This window comes from Streptomyces sp. NPDC058663, from assembly GCF_042716745.1.
Taxonomy (GTDB): Bacteria; Actinomycetota; Actinomycetes; order Streptomycetales; family Streptomycetaceae; genus Streptomyces.
In genome coordinates this window covers 76,513-96,584 of the sequence record NZ_JBHXRV010000007.1, presented here as the reverse complement: position 1 = coordinate 96,584, position 20,072 = coordinate 76,513, and the positions used below count along the sequence as shown (strand labels likewise).

The 20,072-nt window shown below is 73.9% G+C and carries 16 protein-coding genes and 3 pseudogenes; 11 read left to right on the top strand and 8 right to left on the bottom strand.

Features of this window, described 5'->3' with window-relative positions; genetic code table 11:
- The first annotated feature begins 86 nt into the window (after window positions 1-86).
- A complete protein-coding gene (locus ACFWVV_RS07185) occupies window positions 87-2,021 on the top strand; it encodes a serine/threonine-protein kinase (protein ID WP_384348881.1) in 1,935 nt (644 codons plus the stop codon).
- Window positions 2,022-2,053: 32 nt separating this feature from the next.
- Here the strand turns inward: ACFWVV_RS07185 and ACFWVV_RS07180 are convergent, their stop codons facing one another.
- The gene (locus ACFWVV_RS07180) at window positions 2,054-3,040 is read right to left on the bottom strand and encodes a LacI family DNA-binding transcriptional regulator (protein WP_384349089.1); all 987 of its coding nucleotides are present in this window, start codon (window positions 3,038-3,040) and stop codon (window positions 2,054-2,056) included.
- Between the two features lie 236 nt (window positions 3,041-3,276).
- On the opposite strand from ACFWVV_RS07180, the gene ACFWVV_RS07175 reads away from it, so the two are divergent.
- Complete coding sequence (locus ACFWVV_RS07175; protein WP_384348884.1) at window positions 3,277-4,305, top strand: ROK family protein; 1,029 nt, start codon at window positions 3,277-3,279, stop codon at window positions 4,303-4,305.
- A 221-nt stretch (window positions 4,306-4,526) separates the two neighbouring features.
- On the opposite strand, the pseudogene ACFWVV_RS07170 reads toward ACFWVV_RS07175, so the two are convergent.
- Window positions 4,527-5,924 (bottom strand): annotated as a pseudogene (locus ACFWVV_RS07170) (glycoside hydrolase family 27 protein); the annotation flags it as partial.
- 244 nt (window positions 5,925-6,168) lie between these two features.
- On the opposite strand from ACFWVV_RS07170, the gene ACFWVV_RS07165 reads away from it, so the two are divergent.
- Entirely contained in the window at window positions 6,169-6,708 is a 540-nt protein-coding gene (locus ACFWVV_RS07165; protein ID WP_384348887.1) for a cupin domain-containing protein, read from the top strand.
- Window positions 6,701-7,473: pseudogene (locus tag ACFWVV_RS07160) on the top strand (SDR family NAD(P)-dependent oxidoreductase). The gene ACFWVV_RS07165 and the pseudogene ACFWVV_RS07160 overlap by 8 nt, the downstream one beginning before the upstream one ends.
- Here the strand turns inward: ACFWVV_RS07160 and ACFWVV_RS07155 are convergent.
- Entirely contained in the window at window positions 7,451-7,627 is a 177-nt protein-coding gene (locus ACFWVV_RS07155; RefSeq protein ID WP_384348891.1) for a hypothetical protein, read from the bottom strand. The pseudogene ACFWVV_RS07160 and the gene ACFWVV_RS07155 overlap by 23 nt on opposite strands.
- A 262-nt stretch (window positions 7,628-7,889) precedes the next feature.
- Here ACFWVV_RS07155 and ACFWVV_RS07150 point away from each other — a divergent pair, with 262 nt between their 5' ends.
- Window positions 7,890-8,930 carry an NUDIX domain-containing protein gene (locus ACFWVV_RS07150; RefSeq protein ID WP_384348894.1) on the top strand — a complete coding sequence of 347 codons (1,041 nt, stop codon included), beginning with the start codon at window positions 7,890-7,892 and terminating at the stop codon, window positions 8,928-8,930.
- A gap of 127 nt (window positions 8,931-9,057) precedes the next feature.
- Here ACFWVV_RS07150 and ACFWVV_RS07145 read toward each other — a convergent pair whose 3' ends face one another.
- Together ACFWVV_RS07145 and ACFWVV_RS07140 are read right to left on the bottom strand one after the other, a co-directional pair.
- On the bottom strand, window positions 9,058-9,771 hold the full coding sequence (locus tag ACFWVV_RS07145; RefSeq protein ID WP_384348895.1) for an MBL fold metallo-hydrolase: 714 nt from the start codon (window positions 9,769-9,771) through the stop codon (window positions 9,058-9,060).
- A gap of 93 nt (window positions 9,772-9,864) precedes the next feature.
- Window positions 9,865-11,232 (bottom strand): dipeptidase, encoded by a 1,368-nt coding sequence (locus ACFWVV_RS07140; RefSeq protein ID WP_384348897.1) that lies wholly within the window; start codon window positions 11,230-11,232, stop codon window positions 9,865-9,867.
- A 201-nt stretch (window positions 11,233-11,433) separates the two neighbouring features.
- Here ACFWVV_RS07140 and ACFWVV_RS07135 point away from each other — a divergent pair, with 201 nt between their 5' ends.
- The 3 genes from ACFWVV_RS07135 (at window position 11,434) to ACFWVV_RS07125 (ending at window position 14,961) form a co-directional block, all read left to right on the top strand.
- Window positions 11,434-12,678: a geranylgeranyl reductase family protein gene (locus ACFWVV_RS07135; protein WP_384348900.1), complete on the top strand. Its 1,245-nt coding sequence runs from the start codon at window positions 11,434-11,436 to the stop codon at window positions 12,676-12,678.
- Window positions 12,679-13,084: 406 nt separating this feature from the next.
- Complete coding sequence (locus tag ACFWVV_RS07130; RefSeq protein WP_384348903.1) at window positions 13,085-14,299, top strand: sensor histidine kinase; 1,215 nt, start codon at window positions 13,085-13,087, stop codon at window positions 14,297-14,299.
- Entirely contained in the window at window positions 14,296-14,961 is a 666-nt protein-coding gene (locus ACFWVV_RS07125) for a response regulator (RefSeq protein ID WP_384348906.1), read from the top strand. Before ACFWVV_RS07130 ends, ACFWVV_RS07125 begins: the two co-directional genes overlap by 4 nt.
- Window positions 14,962-14,973: 12 nt before the next feature.
- Here the strand turns inward: ACFWVV_RS07125 and ACFWVV_RS07120 are convergent, their stop codons facing one another.
- Window positions 14,974-16,335 (bottom strand): MFS transporter, encoded by a 1,362-nt coding sequence (locus ACFWVV_RS07120; RefSeq protein WP_384348909.1) that lies wholly within the window; start codon window positions 16,333-16,335, stop codon window positions 14,974-14,976.
- 67 nt (window positions 16,336-16,402) lie between these two features.
- On the opposite strand from ACFWVV_RS07120, the gene ACFWVV_RS07115 reads away from it, so the two are divergent.
- From ACFWVV_RS07115 to ACFWVV_RS07105, 3 genes are all read left to right on the top strand, one after another.
- Window positions 16,403-17,638, top strand: a complete 1,236-nt coding sequence (locus ACFWVV_RS07115; RefSeq protein WP_384348911.1) for an ROK family protein — start codon at window positions 16,403-16,405, stop codon at window positions 17,636-17,638.
- A gap of 97 nt (window positions 17,639-17,735) precedes the next feature.
- Window positions 17,736-18,356, top strand: coding sequence for a hypothetical protein (locus ACFWVV_RS07110; protein WP_384348914.1), 621 nt, complete (start codon window positions 17,736-17,738; stop codon window positions 18,354-18,356).
- A 172-nt stretch (window positions 18,357-18,528) separates the two neighbouring features.
- Window positions 18,529-18,852 carry an SHOCT domain-containing protein gene (locus ACFWVV_RS07105; protein ID WP_384348916.1) on the top strand — a complete coding sequence of 108 codons (324 nt, stop codon included), beginning with the start codon at window positions 18,529-18,531 and terminating at the stop codon, window positions 18,850-18,852.
- A gap of 257 nt (window positions 18,853-19,109) precedes the next feature.
- Here the strand turns inward: ACFWVV_RS07105 and ACFWVV_RS07100 are convergent.
- Both ACFWVV_RS07100 and ACFWVV_RS07095 read right to left on the bottom strand, forming a co-directional pair.
- Window positions 19,110-19,586, bottom strand: a pseudogene (locus ACFWVV_RS07100) (ATP-binding protein); the annotation flags it as partial.
- A gap of 161 nt (window positions 19,587-19,747) precedes the next feature.
- Complete coding sequence (locus ACFWVV_RS07095; RefSeq protein WP_384348919.1) at window positions 19,748-20,032, bottom strand: hypothetical protein; 285 nt, start codon at window positions 20,030-20,032, stop codon at window positions 19,748-19,750.
- Window positions 20,033-20,072 lie beyond the last annotated feature (40 nt).

Sequence of the window (20,072 nt, the reverse complement as noted above, 5' to 3'; positions counted from 1 at the left end):
AGCCCCCGGGGGCCTGTCCGGCGTGCTCCGCCGGGCAGGCCCTAGTCTGTTCGCGAGCACATTGGGCGTAACGGATCGGGGCAGTGGTGGCTACGGGGGAGAACGAGCGGCTGGCCGGCCGCTACCGGGTGATCGAGCAGCTCGGCAAGGGCGGCATGGGTGTCGTCTGGCGCGCCGTGGACGAGGTGCTGGGCCGCGAGGTCGCCGTCAAGGAACTGCGGACGTACAACGACGCGTCCGGGCCGGAGCTGGCCGATCTGCGGGTGCGGATGCAGCGCGAGGCCCGTGCCGCCGCCCGCATCCGCCACCCCGGGGTCATCGCCGTCCACGACGTCGCCGACCACGAGGGGCGGCCGCTCATCGTGATGGAGCTCGTCGACGGGCCCTCCCTGGACGACGTACTGACGGACAAGGGGCTGCTCGACCCGCGCGAGGCCGCCGCCATGGGCGCCCGGGTGCTGGAGGCGCTGGGCGCCGCGCACCGGGTCGGCGTACTGCACCGGGACGTCAAGCCGGGCAACATCCTGCTGGACACCGGCGGTCGCGTCGTCCTCACCGATTTCGGCATCGCCGCCATCGAAGACCCGGGCGACGGCTCCACCACCCACCTCACCCGCAGCGGCGAACTGGTCGGCTCCCTCGACTACTTGGCGCCCGAACGCGCCCAGGGGCAGCAGCCGGGACCGGCGTCCGACATCTGGGCGCTGGGAGCCACGCTGTACGCGGCCGTCGAGGGCGGCTCGCCCTTCCGCCGTACGTCGACCTGGTCCACGCTCACCGCGATCGTGGCGGAGCCGCTGCCCGACCCCGTACGGTCCGGCCCGCTGGGTCCCGTACTGCGCAGGCTCATGGCCAAGGACCCGGCGGAGCGGCCCGACGCGGCCGAGGCGGCGAAGCTGCTGACGGCGGTGGCCGCAGCCCCGCACCCCACCGGGCAGCAGGAGCAGCGGCCGTCGGTGCCGGAGGCATACGGACCCCGCGTGCCGGACGGGTACGGGCCGCCCGTACAGCCCGGATTCGGGCCCGCCTCGCAGGAGGGGTACGGGCCCGCCCCGGCGCCCGCACCCGCTGCGGCCCCTCACGTCCGGTCCACGCCGGGCTTCGGCCCGCACGACCCGGCCGGGTACGGCACAGGATCCGGGTACGGCACGGGACCCGGGTACGGCGCGGGACAGAGTGCCGCTGTCCCGGCCGCGCACCCCGCCGCCCCGACGGCCGCCGGTACGTCGCCGGGGCGGCCGCGGGCGCGCGAGCGGGCGTCCGGCGGCCGGCGGAGGACCGTGGTGGCGGCCGGAGTCGCCGCCGTGCTGCTGACCGGCGCGGGAGTGACGTACGCGCTCGGCGGCAGGGACGGGGACAAGTCCGTGGCGGGCAGTCCCGTGGCCGAACGATCCGGGGCGGCCGGACCCTCGGCCGACGAAGGGCCGCTGACCCCCGGAGTCCTGCCGGGCGACGCCGCGAAGAAGACCCAGGGGCCCGCCCCCACGGGTGGCGCCAAGGACAGGGGCAAGGCCGAGGACACCGCGCGGAAGAAGCCCCTGCCGACCGCGGGAGGCAGGACCACCGATGCGGCCGCCGCGGGCAGCGCGGCCTCCGGCAGCAAGGGCACCGGCGCGGCCGGCGGATCCGCCGGCAAGGGCGGGGCGGCCGGTGGGGCGGGGGCCGGAGGCGGCGCCGCAGCCGGTGGCGGTGCGGCCGCGGGAGGCGGCAACCCGGCCCCGCCGCCCGCACCCCCGGCACCCGTCTGCCACGGCAGCGGCGGCGGCAAGTACAACTGCGACGTCTGGCGTTCGTCCGACTCGATCCGCGCGAGCGGCGAGCGCGCGGGCACGCTCAACGCGGGCACCAACTACTTCTACTGCCAGGCGAACCTGGGCCGCCGCGTCACCTACGGAAACTGGACGAACGTCTGGTGGGCAAAGACGGACGACGACAGCGGCAACACGAATGTGTACGTCAGCGTCGTCTACCTCAAGGGCGGCGACAACGACAAGCCCCTGCCGGGACTGCCCGCCTGCTGAGCCGGCCGCCTCACCGCGCTCGGCCCCACCGGTCAGCCGGCGGGAGGGAGTTCGCCCGAGCCCCGGGCGATCAGCCGGGTCGGCAGCACCACCCGCTCCGGTGCGCACGAGGCGTCCTCGAGCCGCCGGAACAGCAGACGGGCCGCGGTGCGTCCCAGGGCGGCGGCGTCCTGGGCGACCACCGTCACCGCGGGAACCAGCAGGTCCGCCAGCTCGAAGTCGTCGAACCCGACCAGGGCCGTGGGCCGTTCCCAGCCCGCCAGGACCCGTACCACCGTGACCGTCACCCGGTTGTTGCCCGCGAACAGCGCGGTCACGGGGGCCGGTCCTGCGAGCATGTCCCGGGCCGCGCGTGCCACCCGCTCCGGATCCGTGCTGCCCAGCGCCACCCAGGACGGGTCGACGGCGAGCCCCGCGTCCTCCATCGCCGCGTGGTAGCCGCGCAGCCGCTCCGAGGCGGTGTGGATGCGGGGCTGGTCACCGATGAAGCCGATCCGCCGGTGGCCGTGGGCGATCAGATGGGCCACCCCGTCGCGCGCCCCGCCGAAACTGTCCGAGAGGACCGTGTCCGCGTCGACCCTTCCCGCCGGGCGGTCCACGAAGACGGTCGCCACGCCCGCGGCCATCTCCTGGTCCAGATAGCGGTGGTCGTCCCCGGCGGGGATGACGATCAGCCCGTCCACCCGGCGGGCGCACAGCGCGAGCACCAACTCCCGCTCGCGGTCCGGGTCCTCGGCGCTCGAACCGTTGATGAGCAGGGCGCCGTGGGCGCGGGCGACCTCCTCCACGGCGCGGTTCAGCGGCCCGTAGAAGGGGTCGGCCAGGTCCTCCAGGACGAGGCCGATGCTGGCGGTGCGGCCCTTGCGGAGCACCCGGGCGCTGTCGTTGCGCCGGAAGCCCAGTGCGTCGATGGCCTCCTTGACACGGCGTTCGGTGTCGGGCGTCACTCCGGCCTCCGCGTTGACGACCCGGGACACCGTCTTGAGGCCGACGCCCGCGCGGGCGGCGACGTCCTTCATGGTCGGGCGGTTGCCGTAACGGTGCGGGGAGGGCACGGGACGCTGGGACCTGCCCGCGGTGGGAGGGCTGGAGGCGTTGTCGGCCACGGTGCGCTGTCCTGTCGGTCGTCGGCGTGAGTTATCGGAACGCGTGCGGTGGGGCGAGTGCGGTGCCGCACCGAGCATAGGGTGCCGAGATCTGGACAACGTTGTCAGCAGTAGAGAGACTGGCCTCAGCCACTGATCCTTCCTGCTCCATGCCCATGATCCCCACCCTTCCTCCTGGAGACGCGACCCCGATGCACACCGAGTTCACCGACCTCGTCGCCGCGCTGGACATCGGCGGTACCAAGATCGCAGGGGCGTTGGTGGACGACACCGGCCGGATACACCTCAAGACCCAGCAGCCGACCCCCGCCCAGGAGGGCGGCGAGCGGGTGATGGACGCGGTCGACACGGTGCTCGCCGAGCTGATGGCGTCCCCGCTCTGGTCCCGGGTGTCGGCGGCCGGGATCGGCAGCGCGGGCCCCGTCGACGCCTCGGCGGGCACCGTCAGCCCGGTCAACGTTCCCGGCTGGCGTGACTTCCCGCTGGTGGCGCGGGTGCGGGCGACGGCAGGCGACCTTCCGGTACGGCTCGTCGGCGACGGCGTCGCGATGACCGCGGCCGAACACTGGCAGGGTGCGGCCCGGGGCCACGACAACGCCCTGTGCCTCGTCGTCTCGACGGGAGTGGGCGGCGGACTCGTACTGAACGGACAGCTCCACCCCGGCCCCACCGGCAACGCGGGCCACATCGGCCACATCAGCGTGGAACTGAACGGCGATCTCTGCCCCTGCGGATCGCGCGGCTGCGTCGAACGCATCGCCAGCGGACCCAACATCGCCCGCCGCGCCGCCGAACAGGGCTGGACCCCCGGCCCCGACGGCGACACCACGGCCGCCGCCGTGGCGCGCGCGGCCAGGGCCGGGGACCCCGTGGCGGTCGCCTCCTTCGCGCGCGCCGCCCAGGCCCTGGCCGCCGGCATCGCGGCCACCGCGACCCTCGTCGAGGTGGACATCGCGGTGATCGGCGGGGGAGTGGCGGGCGCGGGCGCTCTGCTCTTCGACCCCCTGCGCCGCGCCCTCACGGAGTACGCCGCGCTCTCCTTCGTCCGGGGCATCCAGGTCGTGCCCGCCCGGATGGGCACCGAAGCGGGTCTGGTGGGCGCGGCGGCCGCGGCCCTCCGGGGCCCCGCGTCACGACGCGGGGCCCCACGCGGACAGCCACAGCCCACGGGCGGCTGAGCGACAGCCCGCCGGGGAGCGGGCCCGGGCCACGGCCCCTTGATGCAGCCACAGCCCGCCGGAGAGGGGGCCGCGGCCTCTCGGTGAACTCACCGTCTCAACGGTGGGCGACCACGGCTCACCGCGGCGGGCGACAACGGCTCACCGGCGGGCGAACTCCGGCCCGCCCTCACCGGGCCCCTCGGCGGTCAGTCCGTGCCCCGCCCGGGCGAGCGCACCGTCCCGGCCTTCCTGGCCTCGGCCGGATCGGCGGCGAGCTCCGGCAACAGCTGCGTCCTGCCTCCGCCTGCCGACACCCGCAGCATCACGGTGCCGTGCGCGGGCACCGTCGCGGCGAGCGTCCCCGCCGTGTGGCCGGTGGTCTTCCGCCACAGGTCGCGCACCCGGTACCGGCGGGCGGCGGGCAGGCCGACCGCCTTCGCGGTGGTCGCGATGCGCTGCGTGCTGCCGGTCTCGTTGAAGAGCGCGACCGCGCGGCTGCCGTCGGCCATCTCCTTGGCGACCACCCACCGGCCGCCCTGCGAGGTGACCACGACGCCCTGCTTGCCGAGCCTGTCCTGGTCGACGGCGATGACCTCCCGGTTGGAGAGGATGGCGAAGGTCTCCGGGGTCGCCCGGCGCAGGTCGGAACCGATGAGCAACGGCGCCGCCATGATCGACCACATGGAGAAGTGACTGCGGTACTCGGTCGCGGTCATGCCGCCGTTGCCGACCTCCAGCATGTCCGGGTCGTTCCAGTGCCCCGGGCCCGCGTACCGGGCCAGCGGCAGGTTCTGCTTCATGATCGACAACATCGAGGCCCAGTTGTCCTTGATGTCGAAGGTGGTCCGCCACATGTGCCCGACGTCCCTGCCCCACTCCCACGGCTTGTACGAACCCCACTCGCAGAGGCTGTAGAGAATGGGGCGGCCGGTCCTGGCGGACGCGGCCTTCAGGGCGTCACGCATGGTGGTGTACCGGAGCATGTGGTCCACGCCCTGGTTGTTGCAGTTGTCGTACTTGAGGAAGTCGACGCCCCACTCGGCGAACTGCTCGGCGTCGCTGTACTCGTGGCCGAGTGAGCCCGGCATGCCGACCGGATCGCAGGTCCTGGTGCCCGCGCTGCTGTAGAGACCGAACTTCAGGCCCTTGGAGTGGACATAGTCGGCCACCGCCTTGATGCCGCGCGGGAACCGCACCGGATCCGGCACCAGCCTGCCCGCCGCGTCCCGCTCCGGCTTCGCCCAGCAGTCGTCCAGGTTGACGTAGCGGTAGCCCGCCTGCTTGAGCCCCTTCTCGACGAAGATGTCCGCGATGCCCTTGATCATGGCCTCGTTGAACTCGGCCCGGCAGTAGGTGGAGTTCCAGTTGTTGAACCCCATGGGCGGAGTGAGGGCGAGTCCGTCGGGGAGCCGTGAGCGTGCCGGGGCGGGTGCCGGGCCGGGTGCGGGAGCCGCGGCCGGCGGGGCGGGTGCAGCCGGCGGGGCGGGTGCAGCCGGCGGGGCGGGTGCGGCCGGCGCCGCCTGGCCCTGCCCGGTGAGCCCCATGCCTCCCAGCAGCAGGGCCGAGGTGAGAACCCCCGCGGCTCTTCGGCTGCGCGGCGGGCCAGGGGGGCGGGTGCGTGCGGTCGGACGATGCATGGGTTTTTCCTCCGTACTCGTGACGATTCATCAGTATTCACGGACGGGAGCGCGACGACATGTGCGCGTCGCCGGTGCGCGCTTACGGTAGGGAGTGTCCGACCCGCCGGGAAGGGAAACGGAACCGGTTGGCCGATGGGCCATCAGAGCGTTTTGCGCCAACCGGAGCCGGTGACGGGGCCCGTCCGTCAGCCCGCTCGCGCGGGGTGCTGCGGCGGGCCCGGCGGGCCGGTAGGTTCGCCCGGTGACCGAGTACGCGCGCGCACGCGCCGAGGCCCGCCGCATCGCCGAGAACCACCGGCTCGAACCGCTGCCCGTGGAGGGCGGTCTGTTCCGCCGGACGTGGGCCGGCCCGGCCGATGCCACGGGCCGCCCGGCCGGCACCGCCATCATGGTGCTGCTGACCTCGGACCCCGGCGACTTCTCCGCCCTGCACCGGCTCCCCGCCGACGAGGTGTGGCACTTCTACCGGGGCGACCCGCTGGAGCTGCTGCTGCTCGCCCCCGACGGCACCGACCACCTCGTCCCGCTCGGCGACTTCGAGCGCGGCGGACCCGTGCAGCACGTCGTGCCGGCGGGTACGTGGATGGCGGCACGGGTCGCCGACGGCGGGGTGTGGTCCCTGTTCGGCACGACGATGGCGCCCGGCTTCCTGCCCGCGGACTACGAAGGGGCGGACCCCGCCGAGCTCGCCGCCCAGTATCCCCGTCAGGCCGCCCGCATACGCCGGCTGTGCCGCGAGGGCGCACCCCCGCACACGACCGGAGGCGACACCGATGCGTGAAGCGGCCCTGCCCGACCTCGGCGGACGCGTGGTGCTGGTCACCGGCGCCGGTGGCCTGCTCGGAGGAGGTGTCGCCCGCCGGTTCGCCGCCGCCGGTGCCGAAGTCGTCACCCACTACCGGCGCGACGAGAAGGCGGTCGGGGACCTCGTCGCACGCATCACCGGTGCGGGCGGCAGGGCCCTGGCCGTGCAGGCAGACCTGACGCGAGAAGCGGAGTGCCGGCGGCTGCTGGAGTCGGCGGCCGACTGGCGCGGCGGACTGGACGCCCTCGTCAACAACGCGGGGATCCAGCCCGTGCGGAACCTGGACGACATGACCGCCGACGACTGGCGCGAGGTCTACGACACCAACACGACCAGCGCCTTCTCCTGCACCCGCGCCGCCGTCCCCCTGCTCGCGGCGCGCGGTGGCGGCAGCATCACCCACATCGCCTCGATCGAAGGCACCATGGCGACCCCCGGCCATGCGCACTACTGCGCTCCAAGGCCGCCCTGATCATGTTCGCCCGCTCGGCCGCCCTCGAGCACGGCCCCCGCGGGGTGCGCGTCAACACCGTCTCCCCGGGACTGATCGACCGCCCGGGCCTCGCCGGCGACTGGCCGGACGGTGTACGCCGCTGGCAGGCGGCCGCGCCCCTCGCCCGCCTCGGCAGTCCCGAGGACATCGGCAATGCCTGCGTCTTCCTCGCCTCGGACGCCGCCGGCTGGATCACGGGTACGAATCTGGTGGTGGACGGCGGTGTCAGCGCGCGTCCCACCTGGTAGCCCCGGCGACCACCACCAGGAAGGCGTCCGCGTCCAGGTCCATCACGACCTCCGCCGGGCACCCCTCCGCGCGGCGTGCGAGGGCGTACTCCTCGGCGGGCCAGCTGCCCCGCGGACCACCGGCCGGAAAGTGCTGCAAAATCGTGCGGTTCATGCCGCACCCCTCTCTCTGTGCTCCTGCTGTACCTCTGTGCGCCCAACGAGACTCCGTGACGACGGGTCACGGCCGCGGTCGTCCCCCGGGCGCCCCCGTTATCTGCATCGACGCCGTGCGGCCCGTGTCGCGTTGCCCGGACCGGGCCACAGCACGGACACGGTTGTGTGCCCGGACCGTCGCAGGCACCATGCCGCCGGGCCCCCTGTTCGTGGCAGGGTGTTGCGGGCAGTCCACTGGGGGCTACGGCAGAGGGGGAACTGTGCTCGTATGGATCAACGGGGCGTTCGGGGCGGGCAAGACCAGTACCGCGCGCGAGCTGATCGACCTGATCCCCAACAGCACCTTCTACGACCCGGAGCTGACCGGAGCGGAACTCGGGCAGCTGCTGCCCGCCAAACGGCTTGCCGAGGTGACCGACTTCCAGGACCTCCCGATGTGGCGGCGGATGGTCGTGGACACCGCCGCCGCACTGCTGGCGGAGGTGGGCGGGGTGCTGGTGGTGCCGATGACGCTGCTGCGGCAGGAGTACCGGGACGAGATCTTCGGCGGATTCGCCGCGCGCCGCATTCCCGTACGGCATGTGCTGCTGCACACGGAGGAAACGATCCTGCGGGAGCGGATCGCCGCGCGCGAGGTGCCCGGCATGACGGCGGCGGACGCCGAGGTGCGGGTGCGGCAGTGGGCCTACGACCACATCCAGCCGTATCTGACCGCCCTGGAGTGGATCACCGCGGACGCGCATGTCGTCGACTACGGCCGGATCTCTCCGTACGAGGCCGCGGAGGCGATAGCGGAGGCGGTGCGCTCCGGGGCGGCGAGTCCGTGCGACATCGTGCAGACCCCGCCGCCCACCGCCGAGACCGTGGCCGCGGGGGTGCTGCTCTTCGACGAGGACGACCGGGTGCTGCTCGTGGACCCGACGTACAAGCCGGGCTGGGAGTTCCCGGGTGGTGTGGTGGAGAGCGGCGAGGCGCCCGCCCGCGCGGGGGTGCGGGAGGTCGCCGAAGAAACGGGGATACGGCTCGCCCGCGTGCCCCGGCTGCTGGTCGTCGACTGGGAGCCGCCCCGCCCACCTGGGTTCGGCGGGCTGCGGATGCTGTTCGACGGAGGGCGGCTCGGCAACGAGACGGCCGGTCAAGTGATGCTTCCCGGACCCGAGTTGAGGGAGTGGCGGTTCGTCTCGGAGCGGGAGGCGGCCGGACTGCTGCCGCCCGAGCGGTACGAACGGCTGCGCTGGGCGCTGCGGGCGCGGGAGCGGGGGACGGTGCTCAATCTGGAGGCGGGCGTACCGGTCGGGTGAGCGTAAGCATGACCCCGCCGGGAACGCGGAACAACCGGCCGCCGGGCGGGCGCGGTCCGGCCCTGGTCCGCCCCGGCGGGCGCGACTCGGCCTCCCGCCGGGGTGTGCGCCGGCCCGCAAGGGTGGCTCAGCCCGCGGCGGAGGCCTCCTCCGCCGCAGTGAGCAGCAGCGTGGCGGTGTCCTCCGTCAGCGGGTCGCCGTGACCGAAGCAGGCGACGGACGGGGCCAGCGAGGCGAGACGCCGCATGGTGGCCAGCGCCTGTTGCCGGTCCACATTGAACACCCCCAGCATCACCTCGCCCACCGCGGCGATCGAGTCGCCGGTGAACAGCACGCCGTGGTCCGGGAGATGGACCGCGAGCGAACCGTCCGTGTGCCCCGGTGCGTGCACGATGCGGGCGCCGCCGCCGAAACCGAGCACCTCGCCCTCCTCCAGCTCACGGTCCACCCGGGTCGCCGGAGCCTCGGGCAACGACGCCAACGCGTGCTCGTACAGGGGGACTTCCCAGCCGAGCAGCACCGGCTCGGGGGTGGGGGCGAGGCCGCGCACCACGGGAGCGTCCAGCCGGTGCGCCAGTACCTCGGCGCCGTGACGCTCCGCCAACTCCCCTGCGGCGCCCGTGTGATCGCCGTGGCAGTGGGTGAGGACGATGCGGCGCAGGTCGCCCGGATCGGCGCCCAGGCTCCGTATCGCGTCCTCGATGCCGGGCGCGGCATCCCGGTGGCCGGCGTCGATCAGCGTCAGCTCGGTACCCTCGGGCGTCTCGTCGCGCCAGAGATAGGCCTGGCCGACCGGGAAGCGGAGCATGTGCAGTTGCGGAAGTACTTCGACGAGGTCCATGCGGCGAACGTACGAGAGCCCGTACGCCCGCCGCACCGGTCTTCGCTCAGCGCATAGTTCGCTCAGCGCTGATCATGGGCCCAAGAGCGCCGGTCAGGCCTTCTTGGACGCCGCGTAGTTGACGAGGAAGAGGGCCTCGGCCACCGAGAGGCGCTCCAGCTCCTGGGGGGAGACGCTCTCGTTGACCGCGTGGATCTGCGCCTCGGGCTCGCTCAGCCCGATGAGGAGGATCTCCGCCTGCGGGTAGAGCGAGGCGAGCGTGTTGCACAGCGGGATGGAGCCGCCCATGCCGGAGGTCTGCATCTCCTCGCCCGGGTAGGCGACGCGCATCGCGTCGGCCATCGCGAGGTACGCGGGGCTGCTGGTGTCCGCGGTGAACGGCTGGCCCTGTCCGACCTGCTCGACGCCGACCCGGGCACCCCACGGGGCGTGCGCGTGCAGATGCGCGGTGAGCAGCTTCGTCACCTCGGCAGCGTCCTGCCCCGGCGGCACCCGCAGGCTGATCTGCGCCCGCGCGCTCGCCTGCACCGAGGGGGTCGCGCCGACGACCGGCGGGCAGTCGATGCCGACGACGGTGACGGCGGGGCGCGCCCAGATGCGGTCGGCGACCGTGCCCGTCCCGATCAGCCGCACACCGTCCCGGACCTTCGCGTCGTCCCGGAACTCCTCCTCCGGGTACTGCAGCCCGGCCCAGGTTCCGTCCGCCGCGAGCCCGTCCACGGTCGTCGAGCCGTCCGCGTCACGCAGCGAGGCCAGCAGGTGGATCATCGCGGCGAGCGCGTCGGGGGCGGCCCCGCCGAACTGGCCCGAGTGCAGGTTGCCCTCAAGGGTGTCGAGGGTGACCCGCAGCATCGTCATCCCGCGCAGAGTCGCCGTCACCGTCGGCAGGCCGACCCGGAAGTTGCCGGTGTCGCCGATGACGACCGCGTCGGCGGCCAGCAAGTCCGGGTGCGCCTCGGCATACCGCTCCAGGCCGCCGGTGCCCTGCTCCTCGGAACCCTCCGCGATCACCTTCACGGAGACCGGCACGCCACCGTTCTCCTTGAGGGCCCGCAGCGCGAGCAGGTGCATGATGAACCCGCCCTTGCAGTCGGCTGCCCCGCGCCCGTACCAGCGGCCGTCCCGCTCCGTCAGCTCGAACGGCGGCGACACCCACGCGTCCACGCCGAGCGGCGGCTGTACGTCGTAGTGCGCGTACAGCAGTACGGTCGGCGCGCCCTCGGGACCGGGCAGGAAGCCGTAGACGGACTGGGTGCCGTCGGGGGTGTCGAGGAGCGCCACGTCCGTGAATCCTTCGGCGCGCAGCGCGTCGGCGCACCAGTTCGCGGCGGCCTCGCACCCGCTCTTCGGGAACTGCGCGGGGTCCGCCACCGAGGGGAAGGCCACCAGCTCGGCCAGCTCCGCCTTGGCCCGGGGCATCAGCGAGGCGACGGTCGTGGCGATCGGGTGGACGGCGGTCATGGGCGGACTCCTCGTGGGCGTGACGGCGGATCGCGGGTGCCCCGGCGCACCGGGGGTGGGGGTGCACCGGGGTGCTTCGCGGACGGATGTGCGTACGGCGAAGCCGTGACCGATCCTCCCACAGGGGACCTTGGTCCCGCCGCGCCGTAGGATGCCGCAGGACAGCATGGCCACGGTTCGGATCAGGAGCAGAAGCACATCGTGAGCAGCGAGAACGCAGACGCCGCAGCAGACACCGGACACGGGTCGGGCGAGGACGGCGAGACGGTGTGGGACGTCGTGGTGGTCGGGGCCGGTCCGGCCGGCGCCTCGGCGGCCCACGCGGCGGCGAGCGCGGGGCGGCGGGTGCTTGTGCTGGAGAAGGCCGAGCTGCCCCGGTACAAGACCTGCGGCGGCGGCATCATCGGCCCCTCCCGCGACAGCCTGCCGCCGGGCTTCGTGCTGCCGCTGCGCGAACGCGTGCACGCGGTGACCTTCTCGCTCGACGGGAAGCTGGCGCGCACCCGGCGCTCCCGGCAGACGCTGTTCGGGCTGGTCAACAGGGCCGAATTCGACGAGGCACTGGTGGAGTCCGCGACCAAGGCGGGTGCCGTGCTGCGCACCGGTGCCACCGTCGCCCGGGTCGAGCAGCACGGCTCGGCGGTCCCCGACCGGCGCACAGCCGCGGTCGTGCTGTCCGACGGGGAGACCGTGCTGGCGCGGGCGGTCGTGGGAGCCGATGGCAGTGCCAGCCGGATAAGCGCTCACGTCGGTGTGGAGTTCGACCAGGTCGACCTCGGCCTGGAGGCGGAGATCCCGGTGCCGCCGACGGTCGCCGAGGACTGGGCCGGCCGGGTGCTCATCGACTGGGGCCCCCTTCCCGGCAGTTACGGCTGGGTGTTCCCCAAGGGCGACACCCTGACGGTCGGGGTCATCGCCGCCAAGGGCGAAGGGTCCGCCACCAAGCAGTACCTGACGGACTTCATCGCCCGTCTCGGCCTCGCCGGCTTCGAACCGTCCATCTCCTCGGGCCACTTGACCCGCTGCCGGGCCGCCGGATCGCCGCTCTCGCGCGGCCGGGTGCTGGTGTGCGGCGACGCGGCGGGCCTCCTCGAGCCGTGGACCCGCGAGGGGATCTCCTTCGCGCTGCGCTCAGGCCGGCTCGCGGGGGAGTGGGCGGTCCGGATCGCCGAGGCTCAGGACGCCGTCGACGCCCGCCGGCAGGCGCTGAACTACGCCTTCGCGATCAAGGCCGGGCTCGGCGTCGAGATGGGCGTCGGCAAGCGCATGCTCACCCAGTTCGAACGCCACCCCGCGCTGCTGCACGCCGCGGTCACCGGGCTGCGGCCTGCCTGGCGGGCCTTCGCCCGGATCACCAGCGGCCGCACCACGCTTGCCGAGCTGGTGCGGATGCACCCGATGGCACAGCGCGCGCTGAACGCGGTGCACCGCCCCGACGAGCGCTGACCCGCACACCCGCCGCGCCGGGCCCGCCGGACCACTGGGCCCGGCGGGCCCGGCGCGTACGTACGGCCGCGTGGCGCGCCCCGGCCCGCCACCTGCGTACTCCTCGGGGAGTACGCAGGACCGCGCCCACGGGGCGACGCCCCGCCCGGCCTGCGCGGCCAGCGTGAACGGCATGGATCCACAGGACCCCCGCACCGGACGGCCGCGCCCGCGTCCCTTCCGGGGCCGCAGCCGTGCCCGGGGCCGCCGGAGCGAGGGGCACCCGCGCGGGCGCGACCGGCCCGGCTTTCTCTCCCGGCCGCGTGCCGGGGCTGCTGCGAGGGCCCCGTTCGGTCCGCCCCGCTGGGCCAGGCACTGGGAACCGGGTGCGGCCCCCTGCCGTACCGGCGTCGCCGCGCTGCCCTGGATGTCGACCCTGGTGCTCGCCGTGTTCGTGCTGCTCGGCTCCCGCTTCGCGGAACGCGCCCAGTCCGGCCACGAACAGCTCGACGCGCTCGCCCGGGCGCTGCTGCTCGCCGGTCCCGCGTTCCTGCTGTGGCGGCACCGGTTCCCGGTGCCCGTCGTCTTCGCCGCCACAGGCGCGGTGCTGGTCTATCTCGGTGCCGGGTACCCGCACGGCCCGGTCTTCCTCACCGTCGCGCTCGGGTGCTTCGCCGCCGTGGTGCACGGCCACCGCGGCGCCGGCTGGAGCGCGGTCGCCCTCCTGTGGGCCGGGCACCTGCTCCTCGGCCACTGGCTGTACCGATGGCTGCCACCCGCCGGCGACGGGCCCGCCTCCTGGGGTGAGGGCCTGGGCCCGGCTGCCTGGATGACCGCGATCCTCGCCGGTTCCGAACTTGTCCGCGTCAAACGCCAGCAGTGGGCGCACGCCCGCGCCGAACGGGCCGCCGCCCAGCAGCGCCGGGCCGAGGAGGAGCGGCTGCGGATGGCCCGCGAACTGCACGACGTACTGGCCCACAGCATTTCCGTCATCAACGTGCAGGCGAGCATGGGACTCGCCCTGCTGGACAGCGACCCCGAGCAGGCCCGTACCGCGCTCACCACCATCAAGGCCGCCAGCAAGGAAGCCCTCGGAGAGGTACGCCAGGTGCTCGACTCCCTCCGCGCCCCGGGCGACGCCCCCCGCGCCCCTGCCCCGGGCCTCGACCGGCTGCCCGAACTCGTCGAGCAGGCCGCCGCGGCGGGCCTCACGGTCACGACGCGGACCACCGGCAGGGTGCGCAGGCTCCCGCCCGGTGCCGACCTCGCCGCCTTCCGCATCGTCCAGGAGGCCCTGACCAACGTGGTCCGCCACTCCGGCTCCCGCACCGCCGACGTCCAGGTCGCACACAGTCCCGCGGGCCTCCGCCTGCGTATCGACGACGCGGGACCGGCCACCGGCGACGACGCGGGCGGCAGCGGCAACGGGCTCGCCGGCATGCGGGAGCGGGCCGCGGCTCTGGGCGGCACGATCGAAGCGGGGCCACGCCCCGGCGGCGGCTTCAGGGTCGAAGCGGAACTCCCCCTGAGCGGCACCCCGCAGCAGCAGGCCCCGCAGGAGCACGCACCGCAGCGACAGCCGTCACCACCACCAAGGGCACCGGAGCAGCCGGCACCACGACAGGAAGAGGGGACGCCGTGATCCGGGTACTGCTCGCCGACGACCAGGCGCTGGTCAGAGCCGGATTCCGGGCACTGCTCGGAATCCAGGACGACATCGAGGTCGCCGGGGAGGCCGCCGACGGTGAGGAGGCGCTGCGCCTGGTGCGCGAACTGCGCCCGGACGTCGTCCTGATGGACATCAGGATGCCCCGCCTCGACGGTCTCGCCGCCACCCGCCGACTCACCGAGGACCCGGACCTCGACGGGGTGAAGGTGGTCATGCTCACCACCTTCGAGCTCGACGAGTACGTGTTCGAGGCGATCCGCTCCGGTGCCGCCGGATTCCTGGTCAAGGACACCGAGCCGGAGGAGCTGGTACGCGCGGTCAGGGCGGTGGTGGACGGCGACGCGCTGCTGTCGCCCGGGGTGACGCGCCGCCTCATCGCCGAGTTCGCCGCCCGGTCGAAGGAACCCGCCGAGGCGGGGATGCTGCGCGAACTCACCGAGCGGGAGCGGGAGGTGATGGCGCTGGTGGGCATCGGTCTTTCCAACGAGGAGATCGCCCGCAGGCTCGTCGTCAGCCCGCTCACCGCCAAGACCCACGTCAGCCGCACCATGGTCAAGCTGGGCGCCAGGGACCGGGCCCAACTCGTCGTGATGGCCTACGAGTCGGGCCTGGTACGCCCCGGCTGGCTGGGCTAGGGCCGGCTGCGGCTACCCCGGGGTGGTCCGGCCGTCCACCGTCGACCGGGAACCCCGGGCCACGACTCCGAGGCAGGACGCCGCCGCGGCCAGCACCACCACCGTTGTCAGCGCGAGCGGCAGAGTGAACCAGTCGGCGAGGAAACCGATGGCGGGCGGCCCGAGCAGCATTCCGCCGTAGCCCAGCGTGGAGGCGGTGGCGACCCCGCTCGGCCCGGCCAGCTCGCCCGCGCGGGAGACCGCGACGGGGAAGATGTTCGCCAGACCGAGCCCGGTGACGGCGAAGCCGAGCAGTGCGAGCCAGAGCGAGGGTGCGAGGGAGCCCAGCAGCATGCCGAGGGCTGCGGTCGCCCCGCCCGCCACCAGGGTCCTGGTCTGCCCGAGGCGCTCCAGCAGGGTGGTTCCGCTCAGCCTGCCGAGGGTCATGGCGAGTGCGAACAGGGAGTACCCGGCGGCGGCCACGCCCGGGTGGGCGCCCAGGTCCTGCTGGAGGTGGAGCGGACCCCAGTCGGCCAGCGCGCCCTCGCCGTACGCGGTGCACAGGGCGATGACACCGAAGAGAACGACGGCACGGCGGGTGCCCGGCGCGGTGCGCGGCCGCTCGCGCGACAAATCGCGCGCGGTGGCCGCAGCCTCCGGAGCAGGTGAAGCGTCCGATGCGGCCGGAGCCTTCGGAGTGGCTGCGGCCGGAGTGGCTGAAGCAACCGGAGTGGCCGGAGTCGCCGAAGCGGCCGTAGCCGCCGGCCCCTGCGGCAGCTTGCGGGACTCCCGCAGCAGGACCGGCCCCGCCGCCGCCGTGAGCAGCAGCCCCAGCACGGTCAGCGTCGTCAGATGGACGAGCGGGGACAGGCTGCCCGCGACCAGCCCGCCCAGTCCCGCACCGACCATGCCGCCCAGGCTGAACGCGGCGTGGAAGCTGGGCATGACCGGGCGGCGCAGCGCGGTCACCAGGTCGACCGCCGCGCTGTTCATGGCGACGCTGATGCCCCCGTACAGCGCTCCGAACACGAGCAGGACGAGGCCGAGCGCGAGCGGGGAATGCGTCAGCGGTGGCAGGGCGATGCTCAGCGAAAGCAATGCCCCGCAGAACACAGTGACCCGGGCGCTGCCCAGTCGGCTGCACAGCCTGCCCGTCAGCGTCATCGTGATCACGGCGCCCGCGGACACCCCCAGCAGGGCCATGCCGAGCGTGCTGGCCGAGGCCTCGGTCTGGGCCTTGATGGCCGGGATCCTGACCACCCACCCGGCGAAGATGAAGCCGTCGAGGGCGAAGAAGAGGGTGAGCGCGGTGCGGAGACGGGAGAGGGAGGGTGCGGCGCGGTCGGCGCCAGGGCCCCCCGGTGCTGCCGTCCGGACTTTGTTTAGGTTCGGCACAAACTCAGCATAGGGTGGGCCGCGCGAACGGGGCAAGACGGTTGCGGGTCGTGGCAGACTCCACCTCATGAACGGCGAGGGGACCAGGGTGGCCAGCACCAGGACGAAGTTGGAGAGGGGTCGCGGAGCGCTCGGCCCGGCACTGGAACTCGTGCACACCGGCCGCGCCCCCACCCGCGCCGTCCTCACGGCCGAACTCGGCGTCACCCGCGCCACCGCCGGTGCGGTCGCCGCCGAACTCGAGGCCCTCGGGCTGATCCGGGTCGACTCCCGCCCCGCCGCAGCCGGATCGCAGGGCCGCCCCTCGCACCGGCTGACCGTCGACGACGCCGGCCCCGTGGTGCTCGCCGCCCAGGTGCACGCCGACGGCTACCGCGCCGCGCTGGTCGGACTCGGCGGCCGGATCGTCGCCACCGCACCCGGCTGCACGGTCGTCGACGCCGATCCCGCGCAGGTCATCGGTGCCGTCGTGGACGCGGGCGCACAGCTCCTGCGGGAGAGCGGCCGCCGCTGCGCCGGAGCCGGGCTCGCCGTCCCCTCTGCCGTCGCCGAACCCGAGGGGACCGCCCTCAACCCCCTGCACCTCGCCTGGCCCGTGGGCTCACCGGTGCGCGAGATCTTCGCCGGACGCATCGCCGCCGCCGGTATCGAGGGCCCCGCCTTCACCGGCAACGACGTCAACCTCGCCGCCCTGGCCGAGCACCGGCACGGCGCGGGCCGGGGCGCCCAGCACCTGCTGTGCGTCGCCACCGGGCACCGCGGCGTCGGCGGCGCCCTGGTTCTCGACGGCCGTCTGCACTCCGGGAGTTCGGGGCTCGCCCTGGAGGTGGGGCACCTCACCGTGAACCCCGAGGGGCGCCCCTGTCACTGCGGCAGCCGCGGCTGCCTCGACGTGGAGACCGACCCGCTCGCCTTCCTGGCCGAGGCAGGGCGGACCCCGGGCCCCGAGGTCTCGCTGCTCCAGCAGTCCAGGGACCTGCTCCGCGAGGAGTACGCGGACCGCTCGGTGCGGGCCGCCGCCCAGGCGCTCGTCGACCGGCTGGGCCTCGGCCTCGCCGGCCTGGTCAACATCCTCAACCCGGACCGGATCATCCTCGGCGGGCTGCACCAGGCGCTGCTCGCCGCCGAACCCGACCGGCTGCGGGCCGTGGTCGCCGACCGGAGCCTGTGGGGGCGCAGCGGGGGAGTACCCCTCCTGTCCTGCACCCTGGACCACAACTCTCTCGTCGGCGCGGCCGAGCTGGCCTGGCAGCCGGTGCTCGACGACCCGCTGCGCGGACTCGCGGTGCGGGCGGACGCCTGACCGTGCCGGTGCCGGTGCCGGTGCCGGTGCCGGTGACGGTGCCGGTGACGGGGCTGGGGCCGGTGACGGGGCGGGCGCCGCTTGCTACCGTCCGCCCATGAAGATCACCCCCGCGGACGTACTCCGTGCCGCCGATTACGCCACCGACACCCTCGGCCGGGCTGCCGGTGCGGACTGGAGCGTCAAGGCCGGTCCGCTCGACTGGGACTGCTGGGAGACCGCCGAGCACCTGATCGACGACCTCTTCTCCTACGCGGTCCAACTGGCCTCGGAGCGTACCGACACCGACGTGCCTTTCCGTTACACCCAGGAGGCTCCCGGCTCCCCGTACAACGCCGTGCGCGCGGAGCGCGAGGCCGGCGTCCCGGGGCTGCTGCTCGCCCTCGGCTCGGCGGCCGGGCTGCTGCACGCCGTCACGGTCGTCAAACCCCCCGAGGCCAGGGCGCACCACGTCTTCGGGGTGTCGGACCCGGAGGGGTTCGCCGCGATGGGCGTCGTCGAGACCCTCGTCCACACCCATGACCTGGCGGCCGGTTTCGGCCTCGGTGACAGCCCCGAGCCACCCGAGGACCTGTGCGCACGCGTGCTGCACCGGCTCTTCCCCGACGTGCCCACGGGTGGCCCCCCGTGGCCCACCCTGCTGTGGGCCACCGGACGCGGTGAACTCCCCGGCCACCCGCGCCGCGGAAAGTGGCGCTGGTACGGCGAGCCGCGCTGACGCCTCCGCGGGCGCCCCGGCCCTCGGCGGGGAGCAGCGGCAGGCCCCTTCCGTACTCCCCGGGGGGTACGGCGACGGCCGCCGGCCGCACGACGCCAGGAGAACCCTCCCCGGGCCACTCTCGATAGCAGCAGGGCAACACACCCCACCGCTACCGAGGAGCTGAACCGAGATGAACACCCTGGCGCACGCCGGCGGGCCCGGCCCGTGGATCCTGCTCTTCCCGCTCTTCTGGGCGGCCGTGGTGATCGGCGGGGTCACCCTCCTGCGCCGCACCGGTTGGCGCGGCCGGGGGCACGGGCCGTGGCAGGGCGGGCCGCCGTGGCGGGGCGGTCACCCGCGCGGCCACGGCGAGCAGTCGCCGGTCACCGTGCTCGGCCGGCGCTTCGCGACCGGCGAGATCGACGAGGACGAGTACTGGCGCAGGCTGTCCGTGCTGGACGAGCAGTTCGGCAGTACGGAGGAACCGCTCAGGGGCAAGAACGGCATGGCCTGAGACGGTCGGGCCAGGGCGCCGTCCGGTCAGCCCACCGGGGCCGACCGGACCGGCGCCGTGCGTTTCTTGCGGGCGCGTCCCGCGGCCGCGGCCGGAGACACCGACATCACCGGGGCGACGGGTGTCACCGGGGCGATCGGCGTCGCGGGGGTGACGGGCGTCACTGGGGCGACCGGTGTCACGGGGGTGACGGGCGTCACCGGGGCGACCGGCGTCACGGGGACGACGGACGTCACCGGCGTCACCGGGACGACGGACGTCACCGGCGCGACCGGCGTCACCGGACTTACCGAAGCCACCGGACTTACCGGAGCCACCGGAGTCACCGCGGGGGTGAGGAAGGGGGCTGCCAGGGCGAACCAGACGGTCTTGCCGTCCGCGCCCTGGGGATGTACGCCCCAGCTCTCGCTGACCGCCTCGATCAAAGACAGGCCGCGCCCGTCCGTGTCGAAGGCCTCGGCTCCACGCACGGTGGGCAGCCGGGGATCGCGGTCGTGGACGGACACCGTGAGCCGGTCGAAGAGCAACTCGATCTCCACGGTGCACGTCTTGTCCGGCTGAGCGTGCAGGTGCACGTTGGTGAGCAACTCGGTGACACCGAGTGCGGCCGGGTCTATCAACGGGTCGAGACGCCAATAGCGCAACTGCGCCGAAACGATTCTGCGGACTTGGCCTATCCGCGACGGCAGGGCTTGCAGCTCCACCGTGCAGTGCCTGCTGGGCTGGCTGATCACGGCTGCGACTCCCCGATTGAGGTCGGAAGACGGTCGAAGATGATCCGGTTCTGGTACGTACGAACGAACGGCCGGCTGGATCTCAGCGTTACCGCGCACGCACCCTGAGTGAGATAGAGCCAGCGTGACCCAGGGGGTACCGCTCCGCAACTCGCGTCGGCTCAGCCATGCGTGCCCGGCAGCGAGGTGAGGCGGCGGCCGTCCGCCTCCGGCATGGTCAGCCGGTAGCGGATGCCGTTCAGCCGGGCCACCAAGTGCCCGTCGCCGACGGAGAACCAGGGCCGGCCTGCGCTGACCGCGCCCAGCGGTGCGCTGTCGATCACCTGCCCGTCGCTTCTCAGCAGGGCCAGTGTGCCGTCCTGGACGACGACCTGCCCCGCCCTCGTCAGCGAGCGCGGCCACCGTTCGATCCGTACGCCCAGCACGCTGAAATCGGGCTCCAGCATGACGTGTTCGCCCCCTTTCCGGGAAGTCCCGGCTGTTCGT